Genomic DNA, 22,263 nt, shown 5'->3' with positions numbered 1-22,263 from the left:
CACCATGACTCTCACCACTGACCAACCGACGTCGGCGAGTCCCCCGACCGGCGCTCAGGCTCCCACCCACCAGGTGGCGCTGACCTTCGAGGACGGTGTGACCCGGTTCGTCACCTGCCGCGAGGATCAGACCGTCGCCGACGCCTCCTACCGTCAGCGGATCAACATCCCACTCGACTGTCGCGACGGGGCCTGCGGAACCTGCAAGGCGTTCTGTGAATCCGGCGAGTACGACGGCGGCACCTACATCGACGATGCGCTGTCGGCGGCCGAGAGCGCGGACGGCTATGCGCTGCCGTGCTGCATGAAGCCACAGTCCGATCTCGTCCTGCAGATCGCCGCGACCTCCGACATCGCCAAAACTGCCGCGGGCGATTTCACCGGCACCATCGTCAGCCTCGAACGGCTGTCGGAATCGACGATGCGCGTGGGGATCGAGATCGGTAACCGCGGGGATCTCGCATTCCTGCCGGGACAGTACGTCAACATCGCCGTACCGGGCACCGAGGCACTCGACGCCGAGGGCACCGGGACCGGTCAGCCGTTGCGGCGGTCCTATTCGTTCGCCAACGGGCCGCACGAGGAACGGCTGATCTTCATGGTGAAGCTCACGCCGGGCGGCGCGATGTCGGACTATCTGACCGACCGGGCGCAGCGTGGTGACGAGATCACCTTCACCGGGCCGCACGGCTCGTTCTTCCTACGCGAGGCCACCCGGCCGGTACTTCTGCTCGCCGGCGGCACCGGTCTCGCCCCGATCCTGTCGATGCTGCGAAAGATGCACGACGACAACAGCGCCCGCAAAGTGCATCTCATCTACGGCGTCTCCACCGACACCGACCTGGTCGCGCTCGACGAGATCGAGTACTTCGCGCGGGAGCTGTCGGGATTCACCTGGGACCATTGTGTTTCCGACCCGAACAGCTCGGCGGTGAACAAGGGTTATGTGATGACCCTGATCCGACCCGAGCATCTCTACGACGGAGATGTTGCGATCTACCTGTGTGGACCACCGCCGATGGTCGAGTCCGTCCGCGCCCATGTGGCCGACGCGGGTATCGAGCCGGTCGGCTTCTACTACGAGAAGTTCGCGCTTGCCGTCCCCGCAGCCGCGACGCAGGGCGCCCTCATCGGTGACGGCGGTGACTCTGCGACGCAAGAGATCTCGACGACCACGTCGATCGCCGACGCGGATCCGATGATCCCCGCCCCCGACGCCCGTGGCATCGCCGGGCAGCAGGTGCTGGCACCGCGCGACATCGGCCCACACGAGCAGCGCGCCGGCGCAATCGACGACGATGGCGCCATCGCGCGTATCGCCGGCCAGCAGGTGTGGAGCGCGAGCGGAGCCGGCGTCGACCTCGACCCGGACGGCGGCGACCTACTCGCCGCGAGCGAGGCTCGGGGCATCGCCGGGCAGACGGTCTTCGCGGAGGCCGATACCGCGCCATTGACCACGCCTGCACCGTTGACCGGGACTGCGCCGGTCGAGGCTGAGCCCGTCGACGAGACCGTGCCGACCGTCACCGAGCAGGGCTACGAAATCGGCGAGGAACACCCGGGTATCCACGAATCCGATGCGCTGTTCGAGGCGCGCGCAGCGCTCGAACTCGGTGCGCTGGAGCTGACTCTCGGCAGGATGACCAGCCGCCAGTTGGCCGGCTACCGGCTGCTCGCCGAGGCGACACTGCCCTACGTCAAGGGTGATTCGTTCGTCGATGCCGCCGAATACACCGAGACCAACGCCGCCTTCCACGATTACCTGTTCGGACTCACCGGCAACGATCATCTGCTCGCCGCCTATCAGGCGCTCGGCGTCAAGGGCCGGATGGGCGAGGTGCTGCGCAATGCGACGTGGTGTCATCCGTTGTGCGCGCAGGACCACATCGACATCGTCGAGGCGTTCGCGTCGGGCAACCGCGACCGGGCCCGCGGATTGATCTCCGCACATGCCGAGCGGTCCAAGCAGACGATGCGGCGCGCCATGGCCGATGAGATGGCCTCGCGGCGGCCACGTTTCATCACCCCGGGTCGCTTCGCCGGCAAGGTGGTGATCGTGACCGGAGCCGCGCAGGGTATCGGTGCACACACCGCACGGCGCATCGGCGCCGAGGGCGGTCGCGTCGTCTGTGCCGACCGATCAGAATTCGTGGACGAACTCGTCTCCGACGTCACCGATCTCGGCGGCCAGGCCGTCGGTAGTATCGCCGATCTCGAAACCTACGACGGCGCAGCATCTGTCGTCGCCACCGCGATCGAGACATACGGCCGGGTCGATGTGTTGATCAACAACGTGGGCGGTGCGATCAACTTCAAACCGTTCGTCGAGTTCACCGACGAACAGATCCGCGCCGAGATCGATCGGTCCCTGATGACGACGCTCTACGCGTGCCGTGCAGCTCTGCCATCGATGGTGGCCCACGGATCGGGTGTGATCGTCAACGTGTCGTCGGCGGCGACCCGCGGCATCCATCGCATCCCGTACTCGGCAGCCAAGGGCGGCATCAACGCGATCACCGCGTCGCTGGCAATGGAATACGCCGACAACGGCATTCGTGTGGTGGCCACCGCCCCCGGCGGCACCGAGGCCCCGCCGCGGCGGATCTCCCGCGGCACGCCCACCCCGCAGAGCGAGACACAGCAACAGTGGTTCGACGCTCACATCGAGCAGACAATCTCCTCGTCGCTGCTGAAACGGTACGGCACCCTCGACGAGCAGGCCGCCGCCATCTGCTTCCTCGCCTCCGACGAAGCCTCCTACATCACCGGATCGGTCCTACCGGTCGCCGGCGGAGATCAGGGGTAGCCCCGCCGGGTCGAGATCTCCCCCGGGTCATCGATCCCTTCCACCCTCCGGCGTTTATCCTTCCCCCGGTGGTCGAGGTGCGAGCCGCGTGCGGCGCGCCTCGAGACCGCCTGCGCCGGTGCTGGTTCGGTTCGACGGGTGGTGCGGAAACTGATCGGTGAGAGGGGTCTCGAGGCTCGTCGCTGGCGCTCCTCGGCACCTCGACCATCGGATGGAAAGGTCCAGGGTAGAACGACGGCGCATTTCCTGACCAATGGTCGACCCTTCCCCCGGTGGTCGAGGTGCGAGCCGCGTGCGGCGAGCCTCGAGACCCGGCGAGATGACAAGTATCGCAACCACATCCACTACCCACTCGACGCAACAGAGCGCCCGGTCGACGTAATTCGACGCCCGGTCGATGAGTAGAAAAAGTTGTCCACAGATTTCCCCGGTCCGGCGTTGGTTGGACCGGCTTTGTCGGTACCACTTCGTACACTTGTGCCCATAAGGTTCGATCGCTGCGGAGGGGAGGTTGTTCGGATGTCGAGTGTGTTGACGTTCACCGATCCGGATGCCGACGCCGCCGCGATCACGTCGATGTCGCGCGACGAGCTCATCGAGACCGGCCCGGATTTGTTGCGCCAATCGCGTCAGCACGAGGCCCGGACGGTCCTGGCAGCCGCCGCACTGGCAGAGCAGGTGTATCGCGAGCATCTGGCCGGGCGGCCCGAGACCGGTGTGTGGGGTTCGGTGATCGAGCACGCCGACAAACTCGCACGCGCCGAGGTGTCGTTGCAGTTCAAGGTCTCCCGTAGCAAGGCCGGGAGTTGGGTGGCGTTGGCGGAGCTGTTGGAGAAGTTCCCGCTGATCCGTGCCGCCTATCTGAACGGGGAACTGTCGACGAATCGGGCTTCGATCATGGCGCGGGCCGCGCAGCGTGGCGAGAATATCGACACCACCGACACCGACACCGTCGAGGCCGGGGAGAACGAGGAGATGTCGTTCGAAGAGATCGTCCTGGAATACGGGTCTCGGGCGACGACCGACCCGGTGCTTTCGCAACAACTCGACGCCGCACTGATTTCGATGAACCCCGACAGTGTCATCGAGGACCGCGACACCATCACCGATCTGGTGGGAAATGTGACCATCACCCCTGATGTTGCGGGGCACTCCGCTCTGGATGCGGTCGTCCCGGCGCATTACGGGGTGTTTCTCACAACGCAGATCAACGCGCTCATCGATGAACGGACCTGCCGTAAGGACCCGCGTCGAGTGGGGTCGCTGCGGGTGATCGCACTCGGGGAGATCACCGGCGTGCCCGGCGCGCACCTCGACTGCGAATGCGGACAAGATGATTGCCCGAAACGAGGAGGCGGCACCGACAGCAACGGGTCGGCCGAGACACCCGCTGACGCCGAGGACGCGGCAGCGTGGGACGACCTGCTACCCGAACCCGCCGATGCCGACGCTCCCGAAGTCGAGTTGGTGGAGCCGGTCGTCGAACCCGAGATCCCCGACCCCATGGATGAGCCGACCTGTGATGAGGTGCCGGTGGCATTCGGGCGGGCGCTGGTGGTGCCGAGTGCGCCCGTGTTGACGGTGGTCTCTGACCCGGACGGGATTCTCGTACCGCGGTTGCAGGGTTACGGGCCGATCGACCGCGATTACGCCACGACTTTGGCCGAGGTCGCGAAGACGATTCATTACCCGGAATCCGTGCGTGCGGCTGGTCCGTTGATCCCGCAGATCTCCGACCGACCCCAAGCCCCACCGGCGGATCCCACCGGACACGGCGGTCACACCGTGCCACCACCTGGGGCATTGACCTATGCACCCAGCGCCACACTGCGCGCTGAGGTGCTCGCCAACGACGCCTGGTGCCGATACCCCTACTGCGGAACGCCGTCACACCTGTGCGACCTCGACCACTGGCGGCCGTTCAACCATGCCGACCCCGAGGCCGGAGGCTGGACGGTGCTCGGTGATCTGATCCCGTTGTGTCGGGCTGATCATCAGCGCAAACATCTCGCCGAGTGGGTGCCGACGCTCTACACCGATCGGCGGGTGCAGTGGCGGAGCCGACGGACGGGGCAGGTGATTGTCACGTATCCGCGGTGACGGGGTTTCGTTGTGGGGTGGAACCAGCTGTGGTGCAAGAGGTCTCGAGGCTCGGCGCACGCGCCTCACACCTCGACCATCGGGGGGACGCCTCGACCACCAGAAAATGGGCGCACCTCGACCATCGGGGGGAGGGGCGGCTCGGTCGTCGGGGAAGGGCGCCAAGGCCCCTGGGTGAAACACCCGCTCCTCCGGAAGGGACGCAACTAGGATGTGGGGATGATCATCGAGGCCGGTTGTATCGGTCGTGATCGCGAGGTCGGCGAGATCCTCGAGCGCGCAGCTCAGCTGACACAGACGTCCTACCTCCTGGTCACCGGCGCGGCCGGCATCGGCAAGAGCACGCTGCTACGCCATGTCGCGCAACTCGCGCCGCAGCAGGACCTGTCGATTCGCACGATCGACGACGCCGACAATCTCGACGCAACGGAACTCACCGAGGTCATCGGTGAGAATGACGACGCGCACCTCGTCCTTCTCACCGCCACGCATGAAACGCCGGCACTGATGTCATTCCTGCCCGATGTGATGCCACTCGCCGGGCTGGATCGCGACGCGGTGGCCGCCCTGGCGACGGCCCGCGCACGCGTGGTTCATCCGACGGTTGTCGACACGCTCACCCACCACACCGGAGGCAATCCGCGCGACATTCTGAGTCTGCTGGACGAACTGCCGGGGCGGGCCTGGTCACAGGCGGGCATCGCACTTCCCGCGCCCGGATACATCGTCAACTCGGTCCGCGAAGAACTCGAGGCATGCCCCACGCCCGCCCGCCGACTCATCGAAGCCCTATGCATTCTCCACGAGAACGAGTCCCTGGGCGTGGCAATCGAATTGGCAGATATCACCGATCCGCTGGGCGCACTCGACGACGCCCTGCGCACCGGGCTCGTCCAGGCTCCGGCCGCTCTGGTGCCGGCCGACGCGCATCCCCGGGTCGCCGGACCGCTGATACAGGCCGCAGTGCTCGAGGTGATGGGAATCCGTCGCGTCGGCGAGATGCATCGCCGCGCCGCCGATCTGGTGACCGATCCGGTACACAGGCTCAATCATCGTGTCGCCGCCACCCCGGTCCCCGACGCCGCGCTCGCCGACGAACTCGACGCGCTCGCCCACGCCCGCGCCACCGACGGCGAGTGGGCAGCGGCCGCCGAACTCTATCGACAAGCCGGTCGTCTGACCTCGGATCGGCTTCGCAGTGACCAACGCACCACCCTGTCGGTGGATGCATTGCTGGCCGCAGGTGACTGTGTGAGCGCGGCGTCGTATGTGCCGATCGTGGAGAGCCTGCGAGAGACCGCGCTGCGCAACGCCACCCTGGCATATCTCGCCATCCTGCGTGGCCGGTCTGCTGACGCGCACCTCCGACTCGAACGCGCCTGGGGAATAGTCAGTTTCGAGCGCGAACCCGACGTTGCTGCACTGATCGCGCAGCGCTTCGTCCTGCACAATCTCGTTCGCTGCCGCGGGGACGAACTCGTCGACTGGGCCGATCGGGCCATCGAGATGGCCGGCGACAACTCCCCCGCCGGAATCGAGGCCGCGGTCATCCGCGGTCTCGGACAGGCGTGGTCGGGAGATACGACCGGCGCCGTCGCCTCGTACACCGACCTCGCCGAACGCGTGCGTTTCGGACCTCAGGCGCAGCGCGTCTCCATGGGCCGCGGCTGGCTCGAACTCGGCATCGACGACATCGGCAGCGCCCGAAGCCATCTGGAGACCGCGGTCTCCATGGCCGCTCTCGGCGGCTCCAACCGGATCTCTCTCTGGTCGTTGGCGTGGCTCGCTCGCGTCGAGTTCCTCACGGGCGATTGGGACACCGCGCTCGTCACCGTGGAGCGGGGGCGCGAACTCGCCGACCGCGGGGGCATCGAGCTGGCCACACCCCTGCTGAACTGGACTGCGGCGCAGATTCATTCGCTCCGCGGAGACTGGTCATCCGCCCACGACGCGGCCGACCGGGCGGCGGCACCGGCGGGCGACTACGAGATCATGCGGATACCGATGCTGCTCGCTCGAGCGCAACTCGCCGAGGCCGCTGCCGATTACGGCAAGGTGATCCGCACGCTCGAACCCTTGCGGCAGATGGCCAAAGACACCCCCGCTCTCGTCGAGCCCGGATGGTGGCCGTGGGTCGACGTCCTCGCCAACGCGCTCGTCGTCGACGGCCGGCTCGACGAGGCCGACGCCCTGCTCACACCGTTCGAGAAACGTACCGCGGCGCGCGGCCATCGATCGGCGGCAGCACGACTCGGCTATGCCCGGGCCCGGCTCCTCGGTTCCACCGGCGACATCCACGGTGCTCGAAGGACATTCGAGCGGTCACTGGAGCTGTTGGAGGGCCTGCCGCTGCGTTACGACCTCGCGCGCGTGAACTTCGCCTACGGCCAGACGCTACGACGTGCAGGCAAACGCCGAGCCGCCGACACCGTCATGGCCACCGCGCGCGAGATCTACCATTCCCTCGGTGCGACAACGTATGTCGAGCGGTGTGATCGGGAGCTGAAGGCGGGCGGGGTGCACACCGGCCATGCCGGCGCCTCCCACCGCACCGAGCGTGACGTCACCGACCTGACCCCTCAGGAAGAGGCCGTCGCGACCCTCGTCGCGCGCGGACTGTCGAACCGGGAAGTGGCTGCCGAACTGTACATTTCACCCAAGACCGTGCAGTACCACCTCACCCGCATCTACGCCAAGCTCGGGCTGCGGTCGAGGTCGGAGTTGGCGGCGTCGCGATCCTGACCATTGAGGTCGGTTTTGTCGACGACGGTCGCACCGGTCTTCGCCTCCACATCGGAGAACTCCACCCCCGGGGCCAATTCGACGACGTCGAATCCCGTTCCGGTGACGTCGAAGACACCGAGATCGGTGATCACCCTGCTCACCACGGCCTTGCCGGTCAGCGGCAACGAACACTCCGCGACGAGCTTCGGGTCACCCTTCTTGCTGACGTGCTCCATCAGCACGATGACCTGTCCGGCGCCGTTGACAAGATCCATGGCACCGCCGATGCCCTTGACCATGGCCCCGGGCACCATCCAGTTGGCCAGATCACCGTTCGCCGACACCTGCATGCCACCGAGGACCGCGACGTCGACGTGACCGCCGCGGATCATCGAGAAGCTGGTGGCGGAATCGAAATACGACGCGCCGGGCAGCACCGACACGGTTTGCTTGCCCGCATTGATCAGATCGGGATCGACCTCGTCGTCGTACGGGAACGGCCCCACCCCGAGGATGCCGTTCTCGGCGTGCAGCACGATGTCGGAATCGGCGGGCATGTGATCGGGGATGAGCGTCGGCAGCCCGATCCCCAGATTGACGTAGTCGCCGGGACGCAACTCACGTGCCGCGCGGGCAGCCATCTCGGTGCGGGTCCAGGTCATGGTGTTCTCCTCGGAAAGTGTTGGGTGACAGTCGATCGGGCAGGTCGGGAGATCACGCCGAGACGGCCGCGGGCCGCTCACGGATGGTGCGGTGCTCGATTCCCTTGTCTGCGGCCTGTTCCGGGGTGAGCGCGACGATCCGTTTGACGAAGATCCCCGGCAGGTGGATCTGATCGGGGCCGAGTTCACCGACCTCCACCACCTTCTCGGCTTCGACGATGGTGATGCGCCCCGACATCGCGGCGGGCGGATTGAAGTTGCGGGCGGCGGCGTGGAAGCAGCAGTTGCCCGCCGTGTCGACGACGGCGGCGCGCACCAGCGCGTAGTCGGTGACGATGGACTCCTCGAGCACCATCTCCTGACCGTTGAAGGTGCGGACCTCCTTGGCCGGCGACGCCAGCGCGACCGAGCCGTCGGAGTTGTATCGCCACGGCAGACCACCGTCGGCGACGAGGGTACCGACGCCGGTCGGCGTGAAGAACGCGCCGATTCCGCTGCCGCCGGCGCGCATCCGTTCGGCCAGCGTCCCCTGTGGGGTGAGCTCGACGGTGACCTCACCGGCGAGGAACTGACGGCCGAATTCCTTGTTCTCTCCGATGTAAGAGGCGATCACCTTGTCGATCCGCCTGGCCTCCAACAGGAGTCCGAGGCCGGCGCCGTCGACGCCACAGTTGTTGCTGACGATGGTGAGGTTTCCGGCACCCTGGGCGAGCAGCGCGTCGATGAGGAACTTGGGGATTCCGGAGAGCCCGAATCCGCCGACCGCGAGACTCGCGCCGTCGGGAATGTCGGCGACTGCCTCGGCGGCGGACGCGGCAACCTTGTTGATGCTCATGACTTCTCCAGATGTTCGATGAGGGCGGCAGTGATGATGGCGGGCTGTTCGGCGTTGGCCAGGTGCGCCGCGTCGTCGACGACGAGCAGCGTGCCGTCGGCGACGGCGTCGACGATGTCGGCGAGCATCTGCGGCGGGGTGGCCGGGTCGTCGGCGCCGGCGATCGCGAGGGTGGGTGCGGTGATCGCGGAGATCTCGCCGCGTTGATCCATCGCGGCGATGGCCTCGCAGCAGCCCGCGTACCCTTCGGCCGGGGTGGCGGCGATCATGTCCCGGTAGTAGGCCAATCGGTCCGAATTCGCCTCGTCGGCAAGGAATCCCGGACTGAACCAGCGGCTGAGTACGCCATCGGCGACGGCGACCGATCCACCGTCGCGGACCACCGCGGCGCGGTCCGTCCACCCGGTAGCCGGCCCCAGATACGGTGAGGTACACAGCAATCCGAGGCTGCGCACACGATCCGGGTTGCGCACGGCGACCCGCATCGCGGTCATCCCGCCAAGGGAGAGACCCACGATGGCCGCTCGCTCGACGCCCAGGCGGTCGAGCAGGGCGACGAGATCGTCGACGAGGTCGTCGATCCCGTACGGCCCCTGCGGAACCGGCGACGCCCCGTGTCCCCGGGTGTCATAGCGCACCACTCGGAAGGTCTTCTCGAGTTCGGGGACCTGGGCATCCCACATCCGGTGGTCGGAGCCCAGCGAGTTCGACAACACGACGACCGGGGCGTCGGCGGGCCCACTCACATACGATGCGACCTCGACCGCGCTCATCGGATCACCTCGAACACCGCGGCCAGTCCCTGACCGCCGCCGATACACATGGTTTCCAGGACGTGGCGGGCGTCTCGACGCCGCGCCTCGTACGCCGCGGTCGCCAGGATGCGGGCGCCGGTCGCGCCGATCGGATGTCCCAGCGAGATCCCGGAACCGTTGGGGTTCAGGCGTTCGTCGGTCGGGTCGATCTCCCATTCGGCGAGAACGGCGAGCACCTGTGCGGCGAAGGCTTCATTGAGCTCGATCAGATCCATGTCGGCGAGGGTCAGGCCGGCGCGGGCCAGCGCCGCGGCGGTGGCGCCGACCGGTCCGATTCCCATCTCCTCGGGGGCGCATCCGGTGACGGCCCAGGAACGCAGCGCCAGAAGCGGTGTGAGACCGCGCTTCTCGGCACCGGCGCGGGTGGTGACGACGCACATCGCCGCACCGTCGTTCTGCCCGGACGCGTTACCGGCGGTGACCGTCGAGTCGGGGTCGATGCGGGAACGGATGGCGCGCAGTTTCGACAGGCTCGCGAGGTCGGCGTCGGCACGCGGGTGCTCGTCGCGGTCGACAACGGTGTCGGGTTTTCCGCGACGCCCGGGGATGGTGACGGGCACGAGTTCGTCGGCGAAGCGCCCGGCGTCGTGTGCGGCAATGGCCCTTTCGTGGGAGCGCACCGCGAGTTCGTCCTGCTCGGTGCGGCTCAGCGAGTATTTCTTGCGCAGGTTCTCGGCGGTCTCGATCATTCCACCGGGCACCGGGTGCGACTGTCCGCCCGCGGTGAGGCGACCGCGATCGAGGCGGTCCATCAGCTCGACGCCGCCCTGACGCACCCCAGTCCGCAGGCCGAGCGCATAGTGCTCGACATTCGACATCGATTCGGCACCGCCGGCGATGACCAATTCGGCTCCCCCGGAGGCGATCTGGGCGGCACCATTGAGGATGGCCTGCAGTCCCGAGCCACATCGGCGGTCCACCTGCATGCCGGGCACGCCGATACCGAGACCGGCGTCGAGGGCGGCCATGCGTCCGATGGCGGGTGACTCACCGTTGGCATAGCCCTGTCCGAGGATGACGTCGTCGACATCGCCCTCTCCGAGGCCGGTCCGCGTGGCGAGTTCGCGTAGCAGTGTCGTCGCCAGGTCGGTGACGGTCAGCGGCGCCAGCGCGCCACCCATCCGGCCCACCGGGGTGCGCAGCGGGGAGCAGATGACCACATCGGTGTCGGAAGAAGTCGAGGTGCCAGAACTCATACTCCGAGGCTAGGCCGCACCGCTAATATTCTGAAGTACCAAAATCGCCGCTATTGAGAGCTGTTAAGTATCAAAAGTCGTAGACTCGCATCCATGGAACTGCGTCACCTGCGATACTTCCGCGCGGTCGCCGAGGAGTTGCACTTCGGCCGGGCCGCGCAACGACTCCACATCGCCCAGCCGCCACTGTCGGCACAGATCCGGCAGCTCGAGGCCGAACTCGGCGTCGAGTTGCTGACCCGCTCAACCCGCCGCGTCGAACTGACCCCCGCCGGGACCGCATATCTGACGCAGGTCGTCGCGATCCTCGACGCCGTAGAATCCGCCGGCGCCCAGGCGCGACGCGTCGCCGAAGGCCAGGAAGGACACCTGACGATCGGGTGCGTCGGCTCGGCCACCTACTCACTGCTCCCGCAACTCGTCCGCACGCTACGCGACGAACTCCCCGGGGTGGAGGTCGCGGTCCGCGGCGAGATGCTGGCGCCCGAACTCCTCTCCGCGCTGGAAGAGCGACGGATCGACCTCGCGCTGTTACGACCGCCGATCACCGGGACCGACGCGGTGATCGAACCGATCCGTTCCGACCGGCTGATCGTCGCACTCCCCGACAGCCACCGATTCGCCGACCGCACAGAGCTGTCCGTCGCCGACCTGGCGACCGACGATCTCATCGCCCACGCCGGACACGGCCGCTCGGTGATGAACTCGGTGATCTCGGGCCTGTGGGCCGACGCGGGGTTCGTGCCACGCATCCGCCACGAGGTCGCCGAGACCTCGACCCTGGTCACACTCGTGGCCGCCGGGCTCGGGGTGGCGATCGTGCCCGCCCCCACCGCCGCCCTCGACATCGCCGGCGTCCGCTACGCCGACCTCATCCCACACACCAGCGTCGAACTCGTCGCCGCCCGACCCGCCCAGGTGCACTCACCGGTGGTCGATGAGGTGGTGACGGTGTTGCGTCGCCTGGCGCAGGCGCCGGGATGAGCGCTCCCCGGGCCGGCCAGTACCCCAGGAACTCAATACCCCCAGGAACTCAATAACCCAGGAATGCGTCGGTGCGAATCCGCCAGAACGCCCAGCGGGTTGTGGTGTCGGTGCGGCGAATGGTGGCGGCGGTGGTGCGCACGAACGCGGGATTGCCCGACACGAGATAGTGCGCATCCCCGGAGTGCACCGCACGCCCGGCGAGGTCGACCAACGCCGCGGGTTCGGCGATACCCGCGGTCAGCCCTGCGTCGTCGGAGGTGACCTCGACCCGCGCGCCGGCGGCCCGCAGGATGTCGAGATCGTCGTCGTACACCGTCCGCTCGGCGGCACCGACGACGTGGACGACCGTCAGCCACGACAGGTCGGGGCGGCCGTCACCGAGCGTCAGGGTGCGCAGCATCGATCGGTACGGGGTGATGCCGATGCCGGCGGCCAAGAGCACCAGTGGGTGCCGGCCCACCCGGCGCTCGAGGGTGAAATCGCCGCCGGTGGCGTCGAGATACAGCCGGCTCCGCCGGGATTCGATGAGGTCGGACTTGAAGGTGGACACCCGCGCCGACGGCACGGTGAACGCGAACTCGGCCGGGTTCTCCCCCGGCGCCTCGGCGTAGGAGAATACGCGCCGGGTGCGCTGCCACAACGGCGCCGACCACCGTGGCGCCGACACCATCGCCCACTGACCGGGCGCGAACCGCAACCGCGAGGTCGTCTGCGCGCGAACCCGATAGGTGTTCTCGGCGATGCGGTCGACATACGTGTCGAGCACCACCCGCCCCGCACCGCGCTGGGCGACCAACCGGACCACGAAGGCGTAGACACATCCGACGCCCAGCGCGATCTGCGGCACGAACTCCAGCGAATAGGCGTCAGTGATCTCGAAGGTCTGCTGCCAATTCATCAGCACCGCAACGATGATCGCGTACACGGCGCGGTGGATTCGCGATGTCGGCGAGGTCAACGGCTCGGGCAGCATGACGGCCGCGAGGAACAGCGTGGGCGACGAGACGAACACGAACTGCAGATCCTGACCGCCCTGCGTCACCTGCAGCACTCCGACGGTGGCCAGCGTCGCCAGCAGGAAGACCGTGACGAGCCACCATTCGCGCAGCACGGTCACCAACAGGATGCCGATGATGAGCATCGGATAGAACAGCGGCTCTGCGGCCACCCACCAGAACGGCGAACTCAGCGGCACCCCAGCGATACTCACCCCGGCGTAGGAGACCGCGTACGCGGCGGTCGCCCCGACGACGGCCGGGTTGAGGATCAACCGGCGACGCCACACCACCACGTATTTGCTGATCGCCGCAGCGCCCGCGGCGATCACCATCGACACCGCCGAGGCCGCATCGGACACCCCGGGCATGAGGAAGAACAGGATCAATGCCGTGATCGCCCACGAATCCGCACCAGGCGGTACCCGCACCAGCGCCGCACACAGGTAGGTTCCGGCACCAGTGACGGCCAGCGCGATCACCAGCGACACCAGCAATTGCTCTGGGGTGTAGGCGAAATCGCTGTCGGCGGCGGCGACGATGAACGACCCCACGGCCAGTGCGAGCAGCGCGAGTAGCACCGCGCGATGCATGGTCAGCCATCGCGGTGACAGACTCGTCAGCCGTGACAGACTCGTCATACGAACAGCTCCAATCCGGGGATCGTGGTGTGCTCGACGACTCCGCTGCCGCGAATCGCCACATGGTCGGGTACGTCGGTGCCGGCGAACCGGAACCCGGCGATGTCGGAGCCGACCGACAGTGCCGGCGCCCACCCGTGACGCGCTCCGAGAACGCTCAATTCCGTTGCCGCCGTGAAGAACAGCGCGGTGGCCAGGCCGTCGGCGGTCATCGCGTCCCGCGCGTACACCCAGGTGGCCATGACCTCACGGGTGGGCGCAGCCGTCCTCGGGTCGACGATGTGGTGCCAGTCGCCCCACACGCGACGGTTGGCCGCAGACGCGCACAGTGCACCCCCGGTCAATTCGACGAGTCCGATCGCCTTGGTCGGGTCGAGGGGGTGTTCGAGGGCGATCCGTACCGGTTCGTCGCGCGGCGAGATCACCATGTCCCCGCCGGCGTCGACGAGGTAACGCTCGGCGTGGTCGGCGACGATCGACGCCACCCGGTCGACGGCGAAGCCCTTGCCGGCTGCCCCGACGTCGAGCAGAACAGGGGTGCGGACCACCAATTCGTTACCGTCCCAGTCGATGACGTCGTCCCACGCGGGCGCGGGCACGGTGCGATCGGGGGTCAACGAGTAGTCGGCGTCGTATCCGGCGTCGTCGAGGATCTGCCCGACCAGCGGGGTGACCGCACCACCGGTGGCGTCGTAGAGCTCGCGATACCACTCCAGCAGACATCGATCCTCGCGGGCGAGGCGGTACCGGCCGTCCCTGCGGGACATCTCGGCGACCGTCGAGTCCAGACGGAAGCGTGACCAGAACCGGTCGATGCGATCGAGTTCGGCACCCACCGCGGCACGCGCACGCTCCGAGAGCGGCCGGTCGGTGGTGATCTCCCAGACCGTGCCGAGCGCCTCGAAACCCCAGTCGGTCCTCAACGGGTCGGTACGCACCGGATCAGGCGCGCGCCTGCGACTTGATCTGGGCGATGGCGTCATTGAAGCCACCGGAGGTCAGTGACGACCCGGACACCTTGTGCACGTCGAGATCGTCGATGTTCTTGCCGACCACCTCGGAGTTGATCCCGCTGGCGAACTTCGCCTGGAACTCCGCCGACGTTCCGCGGGTATGACTGCGATCGAGATCGACCTTGGTGATCGTCGCATTGTCGAGCGTGACGGTCACACCGATCTGCTGCGGGCCGCCCGGGGAGACGTAGTGCCCGGTCGCGCTGTAGGTGCCGCTCTTGTACTCGCCGGAGCCGCCGGCAGCACCGGTCGCCGAGGTGGCCGAGGTCGCCGCGCCCGTGCTCTGAGTGGCGTCGGAGGCCGTCGCGTCGTCGGAACCGCATGCGGCGGTCGCCAGGCCCACGGCGGCGACGGCGGCAACCACCCCGGTCGCGCGGGTCACGGTCACGAACTCATCTTTGCGGACCATGGTCCGGATTGATCGGGTCATGGTTCCCCATTCTGGGGCACGATCACCGTGCAGCGCCTCCCCCGGGACCGATGTCTTAGGGTATCCCAAGAAACCTCGCAGCCACCTGCCGGATTCATGCCGGCGGATCAGCGTCCGGCGGCCGCCACGCGCGCCTGGATGGCGTTGACGAACACCGACGAGATGTCGTCGGCGGTCTTGGCGACATAGGAGGTGCCGCCGGTCGCGTCGGCGATCTGCTTGAGGGCGTCGGTGTCGGCGTCGGAGGAGATGCCGATGGTGAGCACGAGTACCGGACGCGCCGGATCCTCGAGCTTCTTGAGCTCGGTGATCAGCTCGTCGAGGCTGATGCTGCCGGGATCCTCGTTCTCGCCGTCGGTCATGATGATGACGCTGTTGGAGTAGGTCGGATCGTAGGTGCTCTGGACCTGCTTGAATGCGGCGAGGGTGGTGTCGTAGAGACCCGTCGCCCCGCCGAGGTTCTGCGGCGCCAGTCCCTGCGTCACCGCGGCGGCGAGTTCGTCACGGTGGGTCTTTCCGTTGGCCGCGGGCGCGTCGAGTCGACGGATGTCGGACAGTTGCACCCAGTCCTGGCCGCCCGGGCCGCGGTTCTGACTGAATGCCCAGCCGCCGATCTCGGCATTGTTCGGGAAGAGTTTCAGACCCTGCAGCGACGCGTCGATCAACAGTTGCGCCCGGGTCTCGGATCCCACACGCTGTTGCATCGATCCGGAGGTGTCCTCGACGACGAGCGTGCGGATCGGCACTCCGAGCACCTGCCACTGCCGCAGCGCTTTGTCGACCTCCGCGGGATCGCGCAGCGTGAGCACCTGCACCGGCTGACCCGTGCCGTACGGATGCTCACCACCGGCGGGCTTGCCGTTCGGCAGACGAAATGCCGCGTCGGCCAACGGTTGTGCGGCATTGCCGGCGATACCGGCGGCCAGCGCCTTGCCCGCGTCGTCGGCGTCGCCCTTGCGCGCCGAACCGGCGGTGTTCACCAACGGGTAATCCAGCAGCACCGTGCCGTCGGCGGGAATCGCGAACTTCAGCTGAGATCCCGGATGGGTGCGCATGAACATCACATATTGCTGTTCGGTCGTCACCGCCGGCACGTCGGAGGCGTTCGCCAGATTGAGGCGCGTGCCCTCGCTGTCGTTGGTCAGACGAACGTTGTTCTGCTGCACCGCAAGTACCGTCATGCCCTCGAGTAGTTGATCCTCGGTGAGCTTGTTGGCATTGACCTCGGCGAGCGCGCCGACGATCGGTGCGTCGCCGCTGCTGGTGTCCACCGGGCTGCCCGCGCGCAGATCGGGCAGCTTCATGACCTGCTCCCAACTGGACAGCTGCGGCACGTTCTTGCCGACGACGACGGTGGGCGTGGAGACCAACGACGGTGAGGTGAGATCGAGTTCCTGGCGGACCTGGGTGATGACGCGGCGAGCCTGCAGCTGCGAATCCGGCACCCACAGGTCGGGGCGCTGATCACCACTGGTCAACAGACCCGGCGCGGCCGACCCGGCCACCGAGTCGACCGAGTAGTCGTAACAACTGTTGGCCGAGACCGTGGCCGCGGAATCCCGCAATGCCGAGGCGATGGTCGGATCGGCGGCGACGGTCACGCTCGTCCGGTCACCGTGGCAGGCGCCCGAACCAACGGTGCGCCACACCACGAATCCGGTCACGAGGGCGGCCACGACCACCAGTGCGCCAAGACCCCACAGCAGGGCGCCGCGACGAGATGACCGCACCTTGCGGTGCTCGAAACCGAAGTCGTCGGCGGCAGCGCCGGACTGACCGTCACCCGGACGGCCGGGAGCGTGCCCGGAATCCGCGGGCTCGTTGCTGTGCCGCCCCATGTGCGCACTCCCCCTGTGTTGTGGAACCCGGTGTTGTCGAATCCGGTTGGTGTCGAGCCCGGCAGTGTCGAAGTCAGCCGAACTTCTGCTGGAAGGTCGTCAGCGAAGTGTGCAGATCCCCGTGGACCACCTTGGCCGTCGCCATCCCGATCGGCCCCATCAACGGGAGACCACCGAGGTCGACGAGGAACGTGATCGTCGATCCCGAGGAACGGGGCTCCACCGACAGGTCGAGCTTGACCTTGATCCCGCCCTTACCCGAACCCTTCAGCCGCACCTCACTGCCCTCGACATACTTGTCGACGACCCAGTCGATGCGCACGGGATTGCCCTTGACCTTGACGATCGAGGTCACCTTGAGTCCCTTGCGCAATTCGTGCGGCTGCGGCACCGGACTACGCCATCCACCATGCAGCACCAACCACTCGTCGAAACGCGACAGATCCGACGCCGCGGTCCAGGTGTCGGCAGGTGACAGCTCGAGGTCGATGGAGTCGCTCGTCTTCGCCATGGTGTGGAAGCCTAACCGGTGATGCAGGTGCACAGACGACGACCCGAGCCTTGCCCGACCGGGCGCGACCGGCTGACCGCGGCGATCGCCCATCCCGATGCCACCGTCGGGGCCCGAACCCTGCTCGGTGCGATCCTCGTCGGGCACGACGTGAGCCTGCGGATCACCGAGGTCGAGGCCTATGCGGGACCGCGCGATCCCGCGTCGCACGCCTTCGTCCGCACCGGGCGCTCGGAGATCATGTACGGCCCACCCGACCGGCTCTACGTGTACCGCATCCACGGCCATTTCTGCGCGAATGTGGTGACCGGGCCCGACGGGTTGGCATCGGCGGTGCTGCTGCGCGCCGGTGAGGTACTCGACGGATCGGCACTCGCCCATCGTCGGCGAGCGGCCGGTCGGACGACGCCGGTCGCCGAGTCGGCGCTCGCGCGTGGTCCGGGCAATCTGACCCGTGCGCTCGGGATCACGATGGACGATCTGGGCGCCGACCTCGGCGATGACACGCCGGTCACGCTGCTACCCGCGGACGAACCGATCGACCCGGCAGCGATCAGCGCCGGCCCACGGGTGGGTGTGCGACGCAATGCCGACCTCGCGTGGCGGTTCTGGCTCACCGACGACCCGACGGTGTCGGCGTATCGCCGACACCCGCGGGCCGCAGCGGGAACTTAGGCGGGATTCTGCGGCGGCTGGTTGGGGGTATCCGGCTTCTGTGTTTCCGGGTTCTGTGTTTCCGGATTCTGGGCCCCGACGGCCTTGCGGGCCGCGTCCTGCGCCTTGTCGACCTGCGAGGCGTACTTGCCGCCGGTCGCCTTGTCGATGGCGTCGCCGCCCTTCTCGATCAGACTCGGGTTCTTCTGCAGTGCGGCCTTGGCCTTGTCGACCAATCCCTTGAGATCCATGACCAACTCCTCGTGGTGGGGTGATGACCGTCTGTCACGGTGTACAGATCGGGCGAAGCGGTCCCCGAGTGTAGGTGCCGCATCGAGCTCATGCCAGCGATTCTCGCTCGGCGCCGTCGATGTGCCCCGAGTCGCGATCCCCGACCAGACGCGGCAACAGCCGCGACACGATCTCCACACCCGCGATGCCGCAGGCCGCGGCGATGAACGCGACCACATTCATGTCCCAGTTCGACGAATCCAGTTTGAACATGTGCTGCGTCCACGGCCAGGCGAAGATGATCACGTAGGCGCCGACGGAGGCGACCAGCAGCACGATCTTCCACCACGTGTACGGCCGCGCGACGACGGCCAGGACGTAGAGGGCGACGGCGATCAGGCAGATCAGGGTGGCCGTGGCCGCCTGGGTCTGCGCGGGCGGGAGGTCGACGCTGTCGCCACCCAACGCCACCCCGGTCCCGCCGGGATTGACGATGACGTAGGTGATGAACGCGGCGAGCCCGACGATGATGCCGTTGGGTACCGCCTGGGTCAGCACCCGACGGACGAAGCCGGTCCGGGCACGCTCGTTGTTCGGGGCGAGCGAGAGGATGAATGCCGGCACGCCGATGGTGAACCATGCCGAGATGGTGACGTGGATGGGTTGGAAAGGGTAACTGAGCGAGGCGAATCCGAAGATCTTGCCGGCCACCCCGGCAACCCCGACGAACAGTGCGAGCAGCACCGCGTACACGGTCTTGGTGAGAAACAGGTTCGATACGCGCTCGATGTTGCCGATCACCCGTCGGCCTTCGCCGACCACATACGGCAACGTCGCGAATTTGTTGTCCAGCAACACGATCTGCGCGACCGCCCGGGCCGCCGAACTCCCCGATCCCATGGCCACGCCGATGTCGGCGTCCTTGAGCGCGAGGACGTCGTTGACGCCGTCACCGGTCATCGCCACGGTGTCCGCGCGCGACTGCAGCGCCGCGACCATCGCACGCTTCTGGTCGGGACGCACCCGGCCGAAGATGACGCCGTCGGAGACGACGTCGGCGAGCTCGGCGGGATCGTCGGGCAGGGTGCGCGCATCGACGGCCGACTCGGGTGAACCGAGACCCAACGACTGGGCCACCGCGCCCACCGAGCGCGCATTGTCGCCGGAGATCACCTTCACCTCGACGTGCTGGGACGCGAAATAGTCGAGGGTATCGCGGGCGTCGTCACGCACCCGCTGTTCGAGGACGACGAGCGCGACCGGCGTCAGCGTCCCGGGAACGGTTGTCGCCGAACGGCTCTCGGTGGGCGCGGCATCGGGGTCGGTGTCGACCGGGACGTCGGTGTGCCCGAGCAGCAACACCCGCAGTCCGTTGGCGCCGATGTCCGAGGCCAGTGCTGCCGGCGCGGAGTCCGGGTCGAGGAGCACATCGGGGGCACCGAGAATCCAGTTGCCGCGATCGGCACCGGAGGCGTCGGCGAGCGACATGCCGCTCCACTTCTTGGCGGAGGTGAACGGTTCGATGGCGGTGAGGTGCCAGTCCGGGGCCTGCGGGTAGGCCTCGGCCAGCGCGAGCACGCTGGCGTTCGGGCTGCGGTCGTTGGCGGCGAGCGCGGCGAGGACCTCGTCGACCGCCGTGGTGTCGGCGGCGTCGCCGACCCCACGCACCTCCGACAGGCGCATGCCGTTCTCGGTGAGCGTGCCGGTCTTGTCGGCGCAGACGACGTTGACGCGGGCGAGCCCCTCGATCGCGGGCAGTTCGTTGACCAGGCATTGGCGGCGCCCGAGCCGGACGACGCCGACGGCGAACGCGATCGAGGTCATCAGGACCAGTCCCTCGGGCACCATCGGCACCAGCGCGGCGACCATGCCCAACAGCGATGCACGCAGCCCGTTCCCGCTGATGAACAGCTGGTTGACGATCGTCAGGATGCCGGCCGGGATGAGCAGCCACGTGATGACCTTGAGGATCTCGTTGATCCCGGACATCAGCTCCGAGGACACCAGCGTGAACTTCGACGCCTCGGCGGCCAGCTGCGAGGCGTAGGCGTCGGCGCCCACCTTGGTGGCCCGGTACGCGCCGGACCCCGACACCACGAAGCTGCCGGAGAGGATCTTGTCGCCCGCGGCCTTGTCGACGGCGTCGGCCTCACCGGTGAGCAGCGATTCGTCGACGTCGAGGACCAGCGATTCGACGACCTCACCGTCGACGACGATCTGATCGCCCGCGCCGACCTCGATGATGTCGTCGATGACGACCTCGGCGGGTGGTAGTTCGTGCACCTGCCCGTCGCGGCGTACCCGGGGTCGGGTCTGACCGACGATGGCCAGCCGGTCGAGGGTGCGTTTGGCGCGGACCTCCTGGATGATGCCGATGCCGCTGTTGGCCACGATGAGCAGACCGAAGAGGCCGTTGATGAACGACCCGGTGAAGGCGACGATGGCGAACAGCACACCGAGGATCGCGTTGATCCGGGTGAACACGTTGGCGCGGATGATGTCGCCGACGCTCCGCCCGGAGCGATCGGGCATCGAGTTGACCTGCCCGGCGGCGACCCGTTCGGCCACCTCGTCGGCGGTCAGTCCGGGATTGGTGGCTCCGGTGTCGATCAGTCCGCTCACGCCGAGGCTTCCCACCACTGCGGATCGGTGAGACCGGTCCCCGACCGACGGGTGAGGTCGATGCTGCCACCGGGCTGCGGAACCATCACCGTGGTCGCGTTGCGGCCGGCGCTGGGCAGCAGTCGCGCGATCGGCTCGGCCCACGGGTGGCGGGCAAGGGAGAACGTGCCCCAGTGGATGGGGACGAGAACGGCATCCGTGCCCGCCGACCCGGAGACCATCCGGTGGATCGCGACGGCCTCCTCGGGGTCGACGTGGACGTCGGGCCACAGCGTGTCGTAGGCGCCGACCGCAATGAGCGTGAGGTCGAACGGACCGAGCTGCGCGCCGAGGTCCTCGAAGCGGTCGGTGTAGCCGGTGTCGCCGGAGAAGAACACGCGATGGGTCGGTCCGACGATCGCCCAGCTCGCCCACTGGGTGAGGTCGCGGTCGAACATGCGGCCCGAGAAGTGCCGGGCCGGGCCGCACGTGAAGCTCACATGACCGGTTCGCCCGGTGACCTCCACGGTCTCCCACAGATCGGCCTGCCGGATGCGATCGGCCGGCACACCCCAGGACAGCAGGTGCGCGGCGACCCCGAGCGGGGTGACGAAGGTGACCGCGGGCTGGGTGTCGGCGATCGTGCGCACGGTCGCCATGTCCAGATGGTCGTAGTGGTCGTGGCTGATCAGCACGACGTCGAGGGGCGGGAGGTCGGTGGCCGGGAGCGGGGCGCTGTGCATCCGGGCGGGACCGATGACCTGCGACGGCGAACACCGCTGGGAGAACACCGGGTCGGTCAGCACCCGCATCCCGTCGATCTCGACGAGGGCCGAGGCGTGCCCGAGCCAGGTGACCGCGAGTGCCCGTGCGTCGTCGGGAAACGTCGGACGCTCGACCCGGATGGGTGTCGTCGGACGTCCGGGGCGTCGAGCCATGTCGAGGGCGACGCGCAGGTCGGGCGCCGACCCGGCCGAGGGCGGTTCGGGGTTGGTGAAGGTCCGGCCCACCAGGTTCGGCGAGCCTGCGACATGTCGCCAGATCGATTCCGGGTCGGCGCCGATCGCCCGTGCCGCGGGCAGTCCCGCCGAGGCCAGGGAGTCGACGGCCGCACCTGCCGCGCGCACGCCGAGCGTGCTGACCGAGGTCTTCACCCGCCCCAACACGTCGGTGGGCGTCTTTTCGATGGGCGTTGTCACGATCCTCAGCGTAACCGTGCCCGCC

At 67.7% G+C, this 22,263-nt stretch carries 17 protein-coding genes; 5 read left to right on the top strand and 12 right to left on the bottom strand.

The genetic code is table 11. The features are described from left to right. Positions 1-4: 4 nt before the first annotated feature. The 3 genes from benC to GOPIP_RS04000 all read left to right on the top strand — a co-directional run bounded on the left by benC (position 5) and on the right by GOPIP_RS04000 (position 7,648). Positions 5-2,806: a benzoate 1,2-dioxygenase electron transfer component BenC gene (benC, locus tag GOPIP_RS04010; RefSeq protein ID WP_006368269.1), complete on the top strand. Its 2,802-nt coding sequence runs from the start codon at positions 5-7 to the stop codon at positions 2,804-2,806. Positions 2,807-3,325: 519 nt separating this feature from the next. After that, positions 3,326-4,906, top strand: a complete 1,581-nt coding sequence (locus GOPIP_RS04005) for an HNH endonuclease signature motif containing protein (protein ID WP_006368268.1) — start codon at positions 3,326-3,328, stop codon at positions 4,904-4,906. Positions 4,907-5,125: 219 nt separating this feature from the next. Further along, positions 5,126-7,648 (top strand): helix-turn-helix transcriptional regulator, encoded by a 2,523-nt coding sequence (locus GOPIP_RS04000; protein ID WP_006368267.1) that lies wholly within the window; start codon positions 5,126-5,128, stop codon positions 7,646-7,648. Here the strand turns inward: GOPIP_RS04000 and GOPIP_RS03995 are convergent. Genes GOPIP_RS03995 through GOPIP_RS03980 form a run of 4 tightly spaced genes read right to left on the bottom strand, consistent with a single transcriptional unit; the run spans position 7,594 to position 11,138 of the window. Beyond that, positions 7,594-8,292, bottom strand: coding sequence for a CoA transferase subunit B (locus GOPIP_RS03995; protein ID WP_006368266.1), 699 nt, complete (start codon positions 8,290-8,292; stop codon positions 7,594-7,596). The genes GOPIP_RS04000 and GOPIP_RS03995 overlap by 55 nt on opposite strands. Before the next feature lie 52 nt (positions 8,293-8,344). Further along, positions 8,345-9,127, bottom strand: a complete 783-nt coding sequence (locus GOPIP_RS03990) for a CoA transferase subunit A (protein ID WP_006368265.1) — start codon at positions 9,125-9,127, stop codon at positions 8,345-8,347. Further along, on the bottom strand, positions 9,124-9,900 hold the full coding sequence (gene pcaD, locus GOPIP_RS03985) for a 3-oxoadipate enol-lactonase (protein ID WP_006368264.1): 777 nt from the start codon (positions 9,898-9,900) through the stop codon (positions 9,124-9,126). Before pcaD ends, GOPIP_RS03990 begins: the two co-directional genes overlap by 4 nt. Further along, complete coding sequence (locus GOPIP_RS03980; protein ID WP_035727117.1) at positions 9,897-11,138, bottom strand: acetyl-CoA C-acetyltransferase; 1,242 nt, start codon at positions 11,136-11,138, stop codon at positions 9,897-9,899. Before GOPIP_RS03980 ends, pcaD begins: the two co-directional genes overlap by 4 nt. Positions 11,139-11,231: 93 nt before the next feature. Here GOPIP_RS03980 and GOPIP_RS03975 point away from each other — a divergent pair, with 93 nt between their 5' ends. Next, positions 11,232-12,122 (top strand): LysR substrate-binding domain-containing protein, encoded by an 891-nt coding sequence (locus tag GOPIP_RS03975; RefSeq protein WP_006368262.1) that lies wholly within the window; start codon positions 11,232-11,234, stop codon positions 12,120-12,122. A 49-nt stretch (positions 12,123-12,171) separates the two neighbouring features. On the opposite strand, the gene GOPIP_RS03970 is transcribed toward GOPIP_RS03975, so the two are convergent. From GOPIP_RS03970 to GOPIP_RS03950, 5 genes are all read right to left on the bottom strand, one after another. Next, positions 12,172-13,761 (bottom strand): ferredoxin--NADP reductase, encoded by a 1,590-nt coding sequence (locus GOPIP_RS03970; RefSeq protein ID WP_006368261.1) that lies wholly within the window; start codon positions 13,759-13,761, stop codon positions 12,172-12,174. After that, a complete protein-coding gene (locus GOPIP_RS03965) occupies positions 13,758-14,699 on the bottom strand; it encodes an FAD:protein FMN transferase (RefSeq protein ID WP_006368260.1) in 942 nt (313 codons plus the stop codon). The genes GOPIP_RS03970 and GOPIP_RS03965 overlap by 4 nt, the downstream gene beginning before the upstream one ends. Positions 14,700-14,703: 4 nt before the next feature. Beyond that, on the bottom strand, positions 14,704-15,204 hold the full coding sequence (locus GOPIP_RS03960; RefSeq protein WP_006368259.1) for an FMN-binding protein: 501 nt from the start codon (positions 15,202-15,204) through the stop codon (positions 14,704-14,706). Between the two features lie 107 nt (positions 15,205-15,311). Beyond that, a complete protein-coding gene (locus GOPIP_RS03955; protein WP_006368258.1) occupies positions 15,312-17,042 on the bottom strand; it encodes a VWA domain-containing protein in 1,731 nt (576 codons plus the stop codon). Positions 17,043-17,115: 73 nt separating this feature from the next. Then, positions 17,116-17,553 (bottom strand): type II toxin-antitoxin system Rv0910 family toxin, encoded by a 438-nt coding sequence (locus tag GOPIP_RS03950; RefSeq protein WP_006368257.1) that lies wholly within the window; start codon positions 17,551-17,553, stop codon positions 17,116-17,118. A 21-nt stretch (positions 17,554-17,574) separates the two neighbouring features. Here GOPIP_RS03950 and GOPIP_RS03945 point away from each other — a divergent pair, with 21 nt between their 5' ends. After that, positions 17,575-18,228 carry a DNA-3-methyladenine glycosylase gene (locus tag GOPIP_RS03945; protein ID WP_006368256.1) on the top strand — a complete coding sequence of 218 codons (654 nt, stop codon included), beginning with the start codon at positions 17,575-17,577 and terminating at the stop codon, positions 18,226-18,228. Here the strand turns inward: GOPIP_RS03945 and GOPIP_RS03940 are convergent. The 3 genes from GOPIP_RS03940 to GOPIP_RS03930 all read right to left on the bottom strand — a co-directional run bounded on the left by GOPIP_RS03940 (position 18,225) and on the right by GOPIP_RS03930 (position 22,238). Then, complete coding sequence (locus tag GOPIP_RS03940; RefSeq protein ID WP_006368255.1) at positions 18,225-18,458, bottom strand: antitoxin; 234 nt, start codon at positions 18,456-18,458, stop codon at positions 18,225-18,227. The two genes, GOPIP_RS03945 and GOPIP_RS03940, sit on opposite strands and share 4 nt — an antisense overlap. Positions 18,459-18,546: 88 nt before the next feature. After that, positions 18,547-21,060, bottom strand: coding sequence for an HAD-IC family P-type ATPase (locus tag GOPIP_RS03935; protein WP_006368254.1), 2,514 nt, complete (start codon positions 21,058-21,060; stop codon positions 18,547-18,549). Next, positions 21,057-22,238, bottom strand: a complete 1,182-nt coding sequence (locus tag GOPIP_RS03930) for an MBL fold metallo-hydrolase (RefSeq protein WP_006368253.1) — start codon at positions 22,236-22,238, stop codon at positions 21,057-21,059. The genes GOPIP_RS03935 and GOPIP_RS03930 overlap by 4 nt, the downstream gene beginning before the upstream one ends. Positions 22,239-22,263: the final 25 nt, after the last annotated feature.

This window comes from Gordonia polyisoprenivorans NBRC 16320 = JCM 10675, from assembly GCF_000241325.1.
GTDB classification, from domain to species: Bacteria; Actinomycetota; Actinomycetes; order Mycobacteriales; family Mycobacteriaceae; genus Gordonia; species Gordonia polyisoprenivorans.
This window is presented reverse-complemented; position numbering and strand designations above follow the sequence as displayed.